The organism is Serratia surfactantfaciens (genome assembly GCF_001642805.2).
GTDB lineage: Bacteria > Pseudomonadota > Gammaproteobacteria > Enterobacterales > Enterobacteriaceae > Serratia > Serratia surfactantfaciens.
The window spans coordinates 2,456,541-2,470,095 of sequence record NZ_CP016948.1 but is presented as its reverse complement, the minus strand read 5'-3'; the positions used below and the strand labels follow the sequence as shown (position 1 = coordinate 2,470,095).

Below are 13,555 nucleotides of genomic sequence, written 5' to 3'. Positions count from 1 at the left end.
ATGTCATTGCTATTGTTCGCATTATTCTTAGTCTTTCTTTTGTAATAGAGATTAGTTGGTAATTGAGACAGGTAAGTAAGGGCGAATATAATACTGGCGTACCACACCTCATCATAGTCTTGAAATTTTATATTGAGCATTGGATCCAGTATCTCAGAACCATAGTTAAACACTAAACCCTAGATGATGCTTGCAAATAAATTTACTGTGGTAGCTATCACAAAAAGGGAATGGGATTTTCTATTGTTGGTTTTTTGTTTTAGGTGATAAAGCCCGACAAATACTAAGACTGACAGGAAAAAGTATAAAAACACAAATGAGTAAGAGTAGGTGGAAAGTGTGACGTCATCGATCACTGTTTTTTCATTATCCCAATGCTCTAAAATTCCATATGGTTTGTACTGAGTAATAGAAAGCCAAGGAATATTTTCCCAATGACTGATGATTAATGGTGCTGGTATATTTTCAAGTAATAAATTATAAGTGATAAAAATGTAATTAATTTGAAGGTGATGGCTGCAAAAAAATGAATTCTATCACTGCGGCTATTACTTTGAGTAACGTTCAAAAATGGTTTCAGCTTCACTGGCGTTCTGCAGTGAAAGACAATCTAAAGTATGGTAAGTCCCTTGAACTGAGCCTTGGCTGTTTTTATTTGCGTACTGTTCAGCCAGTTTTTCACCTTGTTCAAATGCATCCATAGGCAGTTTACTCAATTCTAAATAGGCGGAAGCGGAACGGAAGGCGTCTTGTTTGGTTTTTTCTAAGTCAGTGGACTTCCCAATGCAACGGCTGACTAACCAATTTTTATATAGTGCCTCTTGCGATAGAGCATTGAGCGAGTTTTCAGCAAGGACTACATGGCTTCCGAGCAGCAGAGACATTAAAAAGTACGTGTATCTTCTCATCCGAGATAACCTTTGATATGAGCCGTCGTTTGAGCAACTCTGATATCAGTTGTCGTCTTTCCCTTGGTATTTCTTGATGATAGCTTGCAACGCTTGGCTATGTACAAGATCGATGCACTTGGCCATCGTCATCGGCTCTCCAGACATGCTGTCATAGGGCTTTGCCAGAAATTCTTTTGCCAGCGCCCTGACAGCGGTATGCGCTTCCAGAGAATAATCGCCGAACTCCATGTAACCCCGAGCGGCGGCGGCGGCATCGTTTTTGACTTCTTTTGCTGAGTACCCCTCGGCGATGCAAACGCTAAGCGCGTAGTTTTTGAGGTACTCAGCAGGGGAATACTTTCCGTTGGCGGAAGCTTCAGTATTCAATACCGCCAACATGAGTAGGAACGCAGTTTTAATCGTGTGACGTAAGTGCATCGATTCGTTTTTGCATCGTATCGGCCAGGCAATCTTTGTCATCTCGGCATTTATCCCTTTGCAGTAACCAAGATCTTTGCGTGCTGTTTAAAGAAGCCGCCAGTTTTTTATCCCCTACATCGGTCGCCTGCTTTTTTGCCAACAGCCAAGCTTGAGAAACGCTTTTGTCATAGGCGGATAAATTGAAGTCTGAGCAGATAGTTTTTTCAACAACGCTTGTAGATTTGGCACAGTCGAAAGACGCTGCAGGTTTAGGATCTTTCGGTAACCGTTCTAATTGCAGTAGCGAACCATCGTACCAATTAACCAGCATTTTTTTTGGATTGAGAGCGGCAAAGCTGGAGCCTGCACCATTATCGGATGGGCCGAATGATCCGGAGTGACAAGCGATCTTGAAAATAGAGACTTCTGCTTGGCCGTTTTCTTTCAATGCATAGTTTTTAGCCGAGATGCTTTTATCTCCGCCCATCGACTTACCGATGAATTGATTTAGCGTGCTTCTCTCAATACTTAAGGTTGGCGCTGTGCAGACGTCTTTTTCCGGCAGATTGTTTTCTATTGATTTAGTGGAAATATTGATTACCCTTCCTAGTAATCGAGGGTCGTTAAGTTGATAGCTAAGCGTGCGGGTAGTCTCATTGTCTATGTTGACCTGAGTCACTTGCCATAAGCCATCAATAGTTGATGATGTTGGGGTATTAACGTTTTTTTCTGCTGCACATGCAGTAAGTGAGAAAAATACGCTACTAATTAAAAATGCAGATAATTTCATTGTGGCGAATTCCTTAGCGATAGTTTCCATTTAAATAGAGCTCGACTTCGTAATTTCTTCTGTTTATCAGCCCTTTCATCACTTTTCCACCTGAGGTAATGGCACGTTTTATTTCTGTCATTGCATCAGATATTTTGCTCTGATTAATGAATGCTGCGACGTTGTTGAGTCGACCACCTGGATTATAAGCAAAGGAGACTAACGCATCAAACTCTTGTTGTGTGAGTGGAACAAGAATTTTATTCCTAACAGCTCTTTCATAGGCAGGTACTATAAATTTAAGTAGTTCCGTTTCCTGTGTGTCGGTTAAAACCACTAAATTGTGATTTTCTTTCGCGAAGTCTTTAGCTTGCTGATGATGTAACCCGGCGGCTGCACTGATTTTATCTGCAATTGCGCTGTCTAATCCAATCGCGATCATGGTATTTTTTATTGATTCTATAGAGCGAGCTTTCATATCATAACCCGGCCCCAGAGTGACCCCGCTTGCACCGCCAGGCCAATGTAGGTGGTTACTTACTCCGCGCCATGCTTCAATATTAAAGATAAACCTTAAACCGCTTTGTGAAATGCCCATAGCTCCGGGACCTTGACGACCTGCACTACCACCGATAGGAGGTTGTGGTGCTCGAGTTTCGACGTGTGAACCCAGGGCTAAGAATGTTTTTCGACCAGCGATGCCGTCAACATGCAGACCTTTTTTACGTTGCACTTTTTTTACTGCTAATTCAGTCTTTAGACCGAATATGCCATCAGAGTTAAGAATAGCCCCCTGTTTATTAAGCAATTCTTGCAATGATTTTACGTGATTTCCTCTGTCACCTTTTCTAATCGCTTTCATCATGATTTCCTTATCTAAAATACATCGCTTGCCAAACCAACCTCCCCATAACGGGGAGGTTGTATAACAATTAAGCTTCGCGGTTTTCCTTGATGTTCCAACCTGCGCTGCTTTCGGCGCCTTTGCCGCCTTTGTCGCTCTGCTCCCAGTACTGCTGCTTCACTTTCGCCGCCTGGAAGGAGTAGGTGATGCCTACGGTGTCTTCGCCGCCTGCACCGGTGTACTGCACGGCGGTGACCAGCACGTCGTCCAGGGTGATTTTGACGTACTCAACCTGAGTACCGCCCGCCTTGCAGACAGACAACTCAACCTTGGTCAGGTGTTTACCGCTGGAGCAGTGCTTCAGCAGCGCCGGGGTTGACTTGTCGACCAGCGCGTTGACGTGCAGATCGTTGAAGCACACTTTGCCGGCGCCACCGCCGCCGCCAACGCCCATATTGCCCGGTTGAGAAGCGCCCCAGGAGAAAGAAGTGATGTCGGTCCAGCCTTTGTGATTCGAATCTTTAGATTCGCCGCTGGCACCTTCAACTTTCAGGAACATATCAATAGCCATAGTTTCTTCACTCTTTATTAAGGGTTAACAGTAGTATTAACGTTACGTTGAAAAACTCAGGTAATAGCAGCAGGAATTGCAAGTGTGGTAATGCATTACCAATTTATATCCTTGTGCCATGCACCTTCTTAAATACCGAAAACTATCGGTACGGGTTACCGAGCCATTATTAAGATGATAATGGCTCAATGCTTAATTATTTCGCGTTGTCTTGGTTTCACGTGCGATCTGGATTGCCTGCTATGAGCAAGCATGCAGTTAAACCCAACCTCATGCTTTTACTGATAAGCCGATGGCACACTAGCTCAATTCCCAAAACCAGACTTCTTTGCAGTTAAAATAGCAATGGGAATGGCAGGTCAATAGTGAGTTTTCTGGTTCGATCAGATCAATGTGTCCGCCATCATAGTTGGTGATTTTATTGAAGAACACGACGCCTTTTTTATTGCCAATACCTTTCTCTGCATCTGGAGCATTAAAGAAAATTTTGGCTTTGCCAAAACTACTGGAGCGATGCAATTGATCGGCCAACAGTTTGGCTCCCGGTTCAATCGTTTTACCCTTATAGGCACCTTTTTTGATTGGCAGGCGGCCTTTGAAGCTGATGCCGGCTTTCAACAGCGCCAGGCTCATGCGGACAGCACAGGTATTGGCATAACCAGGATTTTGCTTTAGAAGCGTATCAAGCTCATAGCCAATCTCAGCGTAAACGGCTTCTGCTGCCAAATATCCCGGGCTAGAGTAATCAGAGGAGTAATGGCTGCTTTTTAGCTGACGATATAAAGGTTTCATGCTTTGCCTCCTTTGCAGGGGAAGCGAGTCGCCAGAGCCTCTTCAATCAGGGGGGCAGCCCTTTCATGCAGGCGCGCAGCGGGAAGTTTATTAAAGAATTCGAATACAAACTCCTGCAGAGTGACGGTTTGTAGCTGGCTGTATTGGCACCAGCTTTTTCCTTCCGTCGCGTCCAGCACGCCCAGCAAATAAATTCGCGCTTTCTCTTTTTCCTGTTTATCTGCACTGCGATAGAAACGGAAAAAGTCGCTGCCTGACAGATTGACATCATCGGAAGTCAAATGCGCTATCGATGTCTGCTCTGCGAAAGCGGGCGTCGCGGCGCAGAGCGAGCAGACGACAGCCAACAGCGATGCCAGATAAAACCGTTTTGTCTTCATCTTTCTTTCCCTGTGATGAGGTTGATGTATCCGTCAGGCCGCGCTATCGCGGCCTGACTTCAGTCCATCAGGACGCGTCGTTTTGCTTCAGTGAAGGCAGTTTCGACACCAGGCGCAGGGAGACGGTCAGGCCTTCCAGCTGGTAGTGCGGGCGCAGGAAGAACTTGGCGCTGTAGTAGCCCGGATTGTCTTCGATCTCTTCCACCTGAACTTCCGCTGCGGCCAGCGGTTTGCGCGACTTGGTTTCCTGCGAGGAGTTGGCCGGATCGCCGTCCACGTAGTTCATGATCCAGTCGTTCAGCCAGCGCTCCATGTCGTCGCGTTCGCGGAAGGAGCCAATTTTGTCGCGCACGATGCATTTCAGGTAGTGCGCGAAACGGCAGCAGGCGAACAGGTACGGCAGGCGCGCGGAAAGCTGGGCGTTGGCAGAGGCGTCGGCATCGTAATATTCCGCCGGCTTCTGCAGCGACTGCGCGCCGATAAAGGCGGCGAAGTCGGAGTTTTTGCGGTGCACCAGCGGCATAAAGCCGTTCTTGGCCAGCTCGGCTTCGCGGCGATCGCTGATGGCGATCTCGGTCGGGCACTTCATGTCCACGCCGCCGTCGTCGCTCGGGAAAGTGTGGCACGGCAGGTTTTCCACCGCGCCGCCGGATTCCACCCCGCGAATGGCGGTGCACCAGCCGAACTCTTTGAACGAACGGTTGATGTTGGCGGCCATGGCGTAGGCGGCGTTGGTCCAGGTGTAGTTGCCGTGGGTCGCGCCGTCGGTCTCTTCTTCGAAGTCAAACTCGTCCACCGGGTTGGTGCGGATACCGTACGGCAGGCGCGCCAGGAAGCGCGGCATCACCAGGCCCAGATAACGCGCGTCTTCCGATTCGCGCAGGCTGCGCCAGGCGGCGTACTCGGTGTTCTGGAAGATCTTGGTCAGATCGCGCGGGTTGGAGAGCTCCTGCCAGGACTCCATCTGCATCACGCTTGGCGCGGTGCCGGCGATGAACGGGCAGTGCGAGGCGGCGCCGATCTTGGCCATTTCACCCAGCAGTTCCACATCCTGCGGGCTGTGATCGAAGTAGTAGTCGCCCACCAGGCAGCCGAACGGCTCGCCGCCGAACTGGCCATACTCTTCTTCGTAGACTTTCTTGAAGATCGGGCTTTGGTCCCAGCCCACGCCTTTATAACGCTTCAGCGTGCGGCCCAGCTCCTGCTTGGAAATGCTCATGAAGCGAATCTTCAGCATCTCGTCGGTTTCGGAGTTGTTGACCAGGTAGTGCAGGCCATGCCAGGCGCCTTCCAGCTTTTGGAAGTCGTCGTGGTGAATGATCTGGTTGATCTGTTGCGACAGCTTTTCGTCGATTTCCGCGATCAGCGCCTGAATGGTGCGGTAGGCGTCGGAAGAGACGGTGACGGTGTTTTCCAGCGCCTGTTGCGCCAGGGTTTTCACCGCGTTCTCGACCGCTTCTTTAGCCTGATCGGTCTTCGGCCGGAACTCTTTGTTCAGCAGCGCACTGAATTCGTCGCTGGAAAAAGTCTCGGTGGTTTGCAACGCATTTTGTTGCTGAGGCGAGTTGCTCATCGATTAATCCTCACGCTCGTTGTTGTCGTCGTTAACCGCCGGCTTTGGCGCGTCGGTCAAGGAGTGCAGCAAAGCCGGGTTTTGCAGGATCTTGGAGATCAGCTCCTCGGCGCCGTTTTTACCGTCCATATAGGACAGCAGGTTGGAAAGCTGGGTGCGGGCGTCCAGCAGATTGCCCAGCGAGTCGACCTTGCGGGCGATAGCGGCAGGGGAGAAGTCTTCCATGCTTTCGAAGGTCAGATCGATGTTCAGTTTGCCTTCGCCGGTCAGGGTGTTGTCGACCTGATAAGCGACGCGCGGCTTCAGCGATTTCATGCGCTCGTCGAAGTTGTCGACGTCGATTTCCATGAACTTGCGTTCCTCCACGCTGGCTTGCGGATCGACCGCTTTCCCCACCAGATCCGCCATCACGCCCATCACGAACGGCAGCTGGATTTTGCGCTCTGCGCCATAAATTTCGACATCGTATTCAATCTGTACGCGCGGCGCGCGGTTGCGGGCGATGAATTTCTGCCCGCTGCGGGATTTCGAGTTTGACATGATTTACTCCATCTAATGGCGATTGGGAACGCGCCTCGTCCGGCTGGGAGAGTCAGGTTCTGATTCGGGTCTGCGCAGGCGGCAGACGGTATCGGGTGTCGTCAAGAGAACAAAAGTCGGTGGCTAGCTGTTCTCCTCGTGGTCGGGGCGACCGAGAATGGTCTCCAGTTGGTTAAGCCCATCGGGCGCCAAATCGCGGACGATTTGCATAAAGTCCAGCGTAATCAGCCGCTGGACCCGATCGATCATCAGCGGCGCCGGGTGGCTCGGCTCATGAAGACGAAAATAATTTTTCACCTTGTCCAGCATCAGTTGGGCGTCGTCGCGCGACTGGATTTGCGCGCTGCGCCAGTTGAGCGGCGCCGTGACGTTTTGTACCGCGGCCGGTTGCGGCTCGGCGGCGGCGGCTTGCGGCGCGGCGTCCGGTTCGGTGGCGGCCGGGGCGTCGCTTTGGCCGGCGAGCGCCACCAGAGAAAACACCTTGGTTAACGCGCTCATTTCAGGCAGTGCGCTTTCCCCCAGATGGCGGGTCACTTCGCTGCGAATGGCGCTCAGGGTGTTGGCGATGTGCGTCACCAGAGCGCCTTCGGGGCGATCCTGTTGCGCCAGCTCATCCTGCAGCCGCGCGCGGCCGCCGGGAAAGTTGGGGCACTCTTGCTTGCTGCCGTCGAGCAGGGCGCCGGCGTCGCGCAGCGAGATTTCACCGGCGGCGCTTTTCAGCAACGGCGCGGCGCGCACGCTGGCGGCCAGCGCGGCTTTGTCGCCAAGGTCGGCCAGCGCGTTGATGCGAAACAGCGGATCGGCCTCGCCGTCGAACTCCAATGCCGGCTGCAGGCTGTCCCAGTAACGGAGTATCGCCTGGTTGATCAGCGTCAGCCCGTCGGCGTAGCCCGGCAAGCCGCGCAGCTGGGTCCAGGCGCGGGTGAGGTACAGCATGACGCGCAGGTCTTTGGTGCGTGCCAGCAGCGAGGTCGAGAGACGCTCGACCTGCACCCAATCCGGCGCCTCTTCCGGAATGATGGTACTGCCGAACTGCTGTTCGGCCTTGCCGGTGGCGGCGCGCGCCATCGCCAGAAAGTCGGCGTCGTATTCCAGGTTGTCGCCGCAGGGATTGTCCGCGTCAACCGGGGCCAGCAGGGTATCGGTATCGATAGCCATAGAATTTCCTTCAACGAACGATGTTAATCAAACATTTGCGGGTACTGGCCGCCGCGGCCGGGGCGCGCCCAACCGTTGGGCTCGAACAGCAACGAAAACAGCTGCACGGTGAGGTTGCCGCTGTGCACGTGGGTGTAGAGCGGGTGCCCGTCGGCCTGATTGGTCCACCAGAAGCTGGTGTACTGCGCCGGGTCGAAACAGTCGGCGGCCTGTTGCCAGCCGAGGCCCGGCACGTCCGGATGCTGAAAACCGATGATCGACAATATGTCGGAGTCCGCTTCGGCCGGCGGGCTGGGCAGCGCCGGGATCGCCTGCAACGTGCGGTCGATCTGTTCGGCGGAAAAGCCGTTGCGTACGCCGTTCAGCAGGGTATGGCCGAGCTGCTGGTACCAGCCCGCCGCCATATTCAGCTGTTGCGGGCGCCAATCCTGCTGGCTGAACAGACGCAGCGCGCAGATCGGATAGCGGCGCCCGACGCGGTCGCGCGCCGGCAGCAGACAGCCCATCTGCACGTACTGGCTGCCGAGCGTGGCGGGGATCACGAAGTTCCACACCGGCGCGTTGCTGAACGGATGGCCGTTCGGCCCCTGCGCCTCGCGCTGCAAGTTCACCAGCCCGTTATGGAACCAGTGGGCCCAGTGGTTAACCACCGGATCGGGCAGGCGGCGTTGCAGGAAGTCGCCGGCGGAGGGCAGTTTGCCATACCAGCCGATGCTCGCCGGGGCGCTTGAATCAGTGCTCATGGTCATGTCCTTTCGGGGCTACGGGCACGAGAAGGCCGGCAGTTGGAACGGATTGCGGATGCTGTTGGGCGTGAACTCCAGCGTGACGCGATGGCCGTCGAGATTGAAGGTTGCCTGACGGCCGAGGCCGGCGGTACCCGAAGATTGCGCCATATCCACCAAACGGTTGAGCGCCCACGGCCCGCTGGTCACCAGACTGGCAGTGGTGCCGTTGGCCAGCGCCAGCTGCAGATGCACCTGATTGGTATTGCGGGTGCCCGGCCAGCTGACCACCAGCGGCACCTGTGGGCCGTGGCTGTATTTGAACAGCTGCCCGTCGATATCCAGCGTCAGGTTGAGGATGTCGTTATCCATCCGCACCGGCCGCACGGTGACGCGGTAAGAGGGCGTAGCGGTGCCGTTGGCGAAGAACGCGTCGCGGATGCGCTGCGCCTGCTGGAACGACCGCAGGATGCCTTCGCCGCCGGGCAGTGTCTTGCCGTCCACGCCGGGCGTGAAACGCCAGTTGGCGCGGGTGGTGTCGACCTTGCCCTGCAGATTGTCGCGGAAGAAGCTGTCCATCAGCCCGCTGTTCGGCGCGAACATGCGCGCCAGGTCGTCCGGCGTCACTTCCTGGCGCGCCCGGGCCACCAACGGATAACGCCCGGCGATCGCCTGGCGGCAGAAGCTGCCGACTTCGAAGCTGATGCGCTTTTTCACGTTCTCCATCTCTTTGCGCTGAGTGTCGCTGCTGGCGCCGATGGCCAGCGACAGCAGCATCTGCTTGAACGGCACCGGCAAGCGGCCGGACTCGGCCTGCAGGCGCGGGATGATGTCGCTCGGCGGCGCCGACATGCCGCTGTTGGCCGCGCCCTGAACCGCCGTCAGGTAACTGTACAGCTCATCGACCTGTTTCAGCACGCTGTCGAAAGGGATCGCCTTGTTGCCTTCGCCCTGGCTTTGCGCCAGTTCGAGCAACGGCGCGAAGTGCGCCATCACCAGCTGTTCCGGCTGGGCGGAGACGTCGCCGTCGGCGTTGGCCGGCCGGTTGGTGAACAGCGCTTCCAGCGTGCGGTTGGCGTTTTGGTTCAGCTTGTCTTCGGTTTTGGCCAGCAGCGAGCGGGAATCGGCGTCGTTTTTCTCGTCGTGCAGGGTGACGTTTTTGCTGACGTTGACCAGCAGGTTGCGCATCGGCGACGGGTTGCCGGACAGCAGACGCGCGCTGCTGATGCGCTGAGTCAGGTTGCCGATGTTGGCCAACTGGATATCCCCCAACAGCTCATCCCAGGCGCTGATGAAGTCCTGCATGTACAGCTGGCGGATGGTTTTGGTCAGATCGGCGCTTTTCTGCTCCGGCGTCTGGCTGTTCAACACCCAGACGTCTTCTTTGCGCAGGGTGTCGGTCACCGGATCGATGTTGTCGTTGAACGCCTTCCAATACCCTTGTGAGGTGAACAGACCCGGTACGCCGTCAGTCACCGGTTTGCCGCTTTTGCGGCTGAACGCCAGTTCGGTCTGCGGGCCGGCCAAATCGACCAGGCTGACCGGTTTGATGTCGGTCTGTTTCAGCAACAGGCGCTTGAGGCGGCCATAGACGCGCTGCGACAGCGGCGCCCGATTGAGCGCGGCCTGCGCCTGCGCCACCAGCTGTTCGTCTTTGGCGTAAGGCGAGGCCTGGATCTGCGTGTCCAGCAGCTGGCTCAGATGCCATTCGATCTGCTGCAGCTGTTTTTGGGTGCTGCCCTGCGGCAGGTTGCGCTGCAGGTTGAGCATCACCCAGGCGCGCAGGAACTTGCCGTCGTAGTGCTTCGGCAGATACAGCATCTGGTAGGCCTTCAGCGCTTCGTAGCTGAAGTCCGCGTCGCCGTGGTTGTCGTTGCGCAGCGTGGTGGCGATCTGTTGTGCCACCTGCGGCAGCAGCAGTTCTTTCAGCGCTTTTTGGTACAGCGCATTGCCGGCGTCGCCGACCTGATCGCCGCGGTACAATCCCATGCGGTAGGTGAACGGCGGATCGTCCAGCGCAAAGTTTTGGCTCTCCGGCAGGTGCTGCAGACTGTTGAGGAACGGCAGCAGTGAGAACATGTCGCCGTTGCCCAATTGCGTCAGGCTTTGCCCCTGGCGCTCGACGCCGGGCACCTTGGCGGCCACTTCCGCCAGATAGGCTTTGTTGTTGCCGTAGCTGGTGAACCAGAACATCGCCAGCACCGCCAGGATCACCGCCAGCGCGATGTAACCCGCCCAGTGCAGGGCGCGATTGCGGTATTCCCACCAGCGGTTGCTGCCCGCCAGCCCGGATTCCTGGAAGACTACCGATTCCAGCGTCTCTTTCAGGAAGAAGCTCTGGCCTTTGGCCGCCGGGATCGGCGCCTCGTGGCCCACGCTGTCCCAGGCCACGTTGGCCTGTGCCCCTGAGTTTGCCGTCGGCAGCTGCAGATAGCGGTTCAGTTCGCCCATTACCCGGTCGAACGGCAGGCCTTCCTGGGTGCCGCTGGTGAAATAGATGCCGCGCGGGGTAAAGCGGGTTTCAAAACTGGAGGTGGCGAACACCTGTTCCAGATATTGGCCGAGCAGCGGGCGCAGCGCGGCGAATTCCTGCGGGAACAGGTAGCTTTCGGCGCGCTGGCGCGCGTCGTGTTCCATCAGCAGCGTATCCGGCAGCGCCGCGTCCAGCCGCTGTTGCAGCAGGGCGTATTGCTGTTCGAAGGCGGCGTTCAGATTGAAGTCCGGCTGCCGCGAGCGCTCGTAAGGGAAGGTGAACCCCCAGATCTGGTCGCGCTGCGCTTTGTCGAAGCTGCCGAAATAGGACATAAAGCCGTTGAGCAGGTCGGTTTTGGTGACCAGCACATAGACCGGGAAGTGAATGCCCAGCTGCTCGTGCAGTTCGATCAGGCGCTTACGCAGCGCGCTGGCCTGCGCGGCGCGCGCTTCGGCGCTGTCGCTCAGCAGATCGGCGACGCTGATGGTCACCATCACGCCGTTGATCGGCTGGCGGGTGCGGTATTTTTTCAGCAGCGCGACGAAGCTTTGCCATTCGCCGGCGTCTTCTTCACGCTGGCTTTCCTGCGTGGTGTAGCGGCCGGCGGTATCGAGCAGCACCGCGTCGTTGGTAAACCACCAGTCGCAGTTTCGGGTCCCGCCCACGCCGCGCAGCGCGGATTTGCCGAAGCGGTCGGCCAGCGGGAAGTGCAGGCCGGAGTTGACCAGCGCGGTGGTCTTGCCGGCGCCGGGCGCGCCGATGATCACATACCACGGCAGCTGGTACAGGTATTGGCGGCTGAAGCGGGTCATCCAGCGATGTTTGCCGTCGCCCTGGCCCGGTGCGAAACGTGCCTTTTTCAGCAGCTGCGCCGCTTCGTCGAAACGCTGCGCCAGCTGTTCGTCCTGTTTGATCTCGGGCTTGCCGTCTTCCGCCGGCGCCGCTTCGGCGGCGCGCAGGTTGCTCAGCAGGCGGCTGTTGAACCAGGCGCTGTAAAGGCGTGGGATCAGGCGGCACAGGAACCAGATCAGGTAGATAACGCCGATGGCGATCTGGCGGTTGAGTTCCGGTTCCAGCGGGCGATAGTCACCGATGGCCACCAGCGGGCCGATCATCCAGATGATGAACGCCAGCGCGGTGATGCCGACAAAGCCCCACAGCAGGCGGCTGGTGATGATGGAGAATAACGTACTGAGCATTACTTTCCGGTTCCTTGCGGCAAGCCGTTGATTTCCGCCTGGGTGTTTTCCGGGGCGACCAACAGCGTAATTTCTACCCGGCGGTTCAACGCGCGGTTCACTTTGTTATCGTTCGGCGCAACGGGGTTGCTTTCGCCGCGGCCCTCGGCCTTGACCCGCTGCGGGTTGGCGAGGCGCTTTTGCAAGCGGGCGCTGACCGCTTCGGCGCGCGCCAGCGACAGTTCCCAGTTGGAGGCGAAGCGGGCGCTGCGGATCGGCACGTTGTCGCTGTAGCCGGTGACCAGGATCTTGCCGCTGACGCTGTTCATGGCGGCGGCGATACGGTCGATGACCGGAATATAGTTGGCGCGCACCGTGGTGGCGGCGGAGTCGAACAACCCGTCGCCTTTCAGGATCACCACGCTTTGCTGCGCTTCGTCGCGCACCACCACCAGCCCTTCGGCGATCTCTTTACGCAGGAAACTTTTCAGGCTCAGCGTCGGCGGCGCGGCCGGCGCCGGGTTGCTGATCGCCACCTGCGGCAGATTGGTTTGGTAGATCGCCGCCAGCACCGGGCTGGTGTTGTCGCCCAGCCGCCAGTTGAGGGCGATAAACAGCAGCGAAGCCAGGAAACCGGTCAGCGCCACGCAGGCCCACAGCGGCACCAGCGGGCGCCACCGTTTCTGCTGCACCGGCAGATCCAAGGCATGAGGCGACAGCGGCGGAGCGTAGCCGCCGCGCACCGACCGAATCAGCTGCAGCAAGCGCTGCTTCATGGTCTCCAACTGCGAACGGCCGTTTTCCATTACCCGGTAGCGGCCTTCAAAACCCAGCAGCAGGCAATAATTGATCAGCTCCAGCAGGTTGATGTGCTCACGCGGGCTCTGCGACAGCTTGGCCAGCAGCTGGAAGAACTTCTCGCCGCCCCAGGTTTCGTTATGGAAGGTCACCAGCAACCCGCTGCCGGACCATACGCTGTTGCTGCCCCAAGGCGTCAGCGCCGCCGCTTCATCCAGCGCGGTGCACAGGCAATAACGCGCACCGATGATCACCTCGTACGGCAGATTGGCGCGTTGGCCGCGGATCTCGAAGCGGCGCACTTCGTCGATCAGCTGTTGGCGCAGCTGCGCCGGGTTGGCGTGCGTGGCCGACTGGCGGATCTGCGAAATGGCGTTCAGCAGCGGGTTGGCGGCGTCCACCAGCGGATTGGCCGCCGACGCCATGCTATTTTCCTGAGTCATA

13 protein-coding genes are annotated in these 13,555 nt (G+C 56.6%); all 13 read right to left on the bottom strand.

What is annotated here, in order from left to right:
- Nucleotides 1-548 precede the first annotated feature (548 nt).
- The 13 genes from ATE40_RS24210 to ATE40_RS11610 all read right to left on the bottom strand — a co-directional run bounded on the left by ATE40_RS24210 (nt 549) and on the right by ATE40_RS11610 (nt 13,554).
- A complete protein-coding gene (locus tag ATE40_RS24210; RefSeq protein WP_230328916.1) occupies nt 549-884 on the bottom strand; it encodes a T6SS amidase immunity protein Tai4 family protein in 336 nt (111 codons plus the stop codon).
- 69 nt (nt 885-953) lie between these two features.
- On the bottom strand, nt 954-1,289 hold the full coding sequence (locus ATE40_RS11655) for a T6SS amidase immunity protein Tai4 family protein (protein WP_050501245.1): 336 nt from the start codon (nt 1,287-1,289) through the stop codon (nt 954-956).
- A gap of 16 nt (nt 1,290-1,305) precedes the next feature.
- Complete coding sequence (locus tag ATE40_RS24205) at nt 1,306-2,130, bottom strand: lysozyme inhibitor LprI family protein (RefSeq protein ID WP_244889082.1); 825 nt, start codon at nt 2,128-2,130, stop codon at nt 1,306-1,308.
- Entirely contained in the window at nt 2,114-2,944 is an 831-nt protein-coding gene (locus ATE40_RS24200; protein ID WP_244889081.1) for a pesticin C-terminus-like muramidase, read from the bottom strand. Before ATE40_RS24200 ends, ATE40_RS24205 begins: the two co-directional genes overlap by 17 nt.
- A 67-nt stretch (nt 2,945-3,011) precedes the next feature.
- Nucleotides 3,012-3,494, bottom strand: coding sequence for an Hcp family type VI secretion system effector (locus ATE40_RS11650; RefSeq protein ID WP_019452993.1), 483 nt, complete (start codon nt 3,492-3,494; stop codon nt 3,012-3,014).
- 300 nt (nt 3,495-3,794) lie between these two features.
- A complete protein-coding gene (locus tag ATE40_RS11645) occupies nt 3,795-4,286 on the bottom strand; it encodes a T6SS effector amidase Tae4 family protein (RefSeq protein WP_025159845.1) in 492 nt (163 codons plus the stop codon).
- The gene (locus tag ATE40_RS11640; RefSeq protein ID WP_019452991.1) at nt 4,283-4,666 is read right to left on the bottom strand and encodes a Rap1a/Tai family immunity protein; all 384 of its coding nucleotides are present in this window, start codon (nt 4,664-4,666) and stop codon (nt 4,283-4,285) included. Before ATE40_RS11640 ends, ATE40_RS11645 begins: the two co-directional genes overlap by 4 nt.
- A 67-nt stretch (nt 4,667-4,733) precedes the next feature.
- Nucleotides 4,734-6,239 carry a type VI secretion system contractile sheath large subunit gene (gene tssC / locus ATE40_RS11635; RefSeq protein WP_019452990.1) on the bottom strand — a complete coding sequence of 502 codons (1,506 nt, stop codon included), beginning with the start codon at nt 6,237-6,239 and terminating at the stop codon, nt 4,734-4,736.
- A gap of 3 nt (nt 6,240-6,242) precedes the next feature.
- On the bottom strand, nt 6,243-6,779 hold the full coding sequence (gene tssB, locus ATE40_RS11630; protein WP_019452989.1) for a type VI secretion system contractile sheath small subunit: 537 nt from the start codon (nt 6,777-6,779) through the stop codon (nt 6,243-6,245).
- Between the two features lie 123 nt (nt 6,780-6,902).
- A complete protein-coding gene (gene tssA, locus ATE40_RS11625; RefSeq protein WP_063918560.1) occupies nt 6,903-7,937 on the bottom strand; it encodes a type VI secretion system protein TssA in 1,035 nt (344 codons plus the stop codon).
- Between the two features lie 23 nt (nt 7,938-7,960).
- Nucleotides 7,961-8,680 carry a type VI secretion system-associated protein TagF gene (gene tagF, locus ATE40_RS11620; RefSeq protein WP_019452987.1) on the bottom strand — a complete coding sequence of 240 codons (720 nt, stop codon included), beginning with the start codon at nt 8,678-8,680 and terminating at the stop codon, nt 7,961-7,963.
- A gap of 18 nt (nt 8,681-8,698) precedes the next feature.
- Complete coding sequence (gene tssM / locus ATE40_RS11615; RefSeq protein ID WP_063918559.1) at nt 8,699-12,334, bottom strand: type VI secretion system membrane subunit TssM; 3,636 nt, start codon at nt 12,332-12,334, stop codon at nt 8,699-8,701.
- Complete coding sequence (locus ATE40_RS11610; protein WP_063918558.1) at nt 12,334-13,554, bottom strand: DotU family type VI secretion system protein; 1,221 nt, start codon at nt 13,552-13,554, stop codon at nt 12,334-12,336. The genes tssM and ATE40_RS11610 overlap by 1 nt, the downstream gene beginning before the upstream one ends.
- Nucleotide 13,555: the final 1 nt, after the last annotated feature.

Bases quoted from the DNA above. Each gene is read 5' to 3' on its own strand.
- tssA (WP_063918560.1), bottom strand. From the start codon at position 7,937: ATGGCTATCGATACCGATACCCTGCTGGCCCCGGTTGACGCGGACAAT.
- ATE40_RS11610 (WP_063918558.1), bottom strand. From the start codon at position 13,554: ATGACTCAGGAAAATAGCATGGCGTCGGCGGCCAATCCGCTGGTGGAC.
- ATE40_RS11645 (WP_025159845.1), bottom strand. From the start codon at position 4,286: ATGAAACCTTTATATCGTCAGCTAAAAAGCAGCCATTACTCCTCTGAT.
- ATE40_RS11655 (WP_050501245.1), bottom strand. From the start codon at position 1,289: ATGTTGGCGGTATTGAATACTGAAGCTTCCGCCAACGGAAAGTATTCC.
- ATE40_RS11650 (WP_019452993.1), bottom strand. From the start codon at position 3,494: ATGGCTATTGATATGTTCCTGAAAGTTGAAGGTGCCAGCGGCGAATCT.
- ATE40_RS24210 (WP_230328916.1), bottom strand. From the start codon at position 884: ATGTCTCTGCTGCTCGGAAGCCATGTAGTCCTTGCTGAAAACTCGCTC.
- tagF (WP_019452987.1), bottom strand. From the start codon at position 8,680: ATGAGCACTGATTCAAGCGCCCCGGCGAGCATCGGCTGGTATGGCAAA.
- tssB (WP_019452989.1), bottom strand. From the start codon at position 6,779: ATGTCAAACTCGAAATCCCGCAGCGGGCAGAAATTCATCGCCCGCAAC.
- tssM (WP_063918559.1), bottom strand. From the start codon at position 12,334: ATGCTCAGTACGTTATTCTCCATCATCACCAGCCGCCTGCTGTGGGGC.
- ATE40_RS24200 (WP_244889081.1), bottom strand. From the start codon at position 2,944: ATGATGAAAGCGATTAGAAAAGGTGACAGAGGAAATCACGTAAAATCA.
- ATE40_RS11640 (WP_019452991.1), bottom strand. From the start codon at position 4,666: ATGAAGACAAAACGGTTTTATCTGGCATCGCTGTTGGCTGTCGTCTGC.
- tssC (WP_019452990.1), bottom strand. From the start codon at position 6,239: ATGAGCAACTCGCCTCAGCAACAAAATGCGTTGCAAACCACCGAGACT.
- ATE40_RS24205 (WP_244889082.1), bottom strand. From the start codon at position 2,130: ATGGAAACTATCGCTAAGGAATTCGCCACAATGAAATTATCTGCATTT.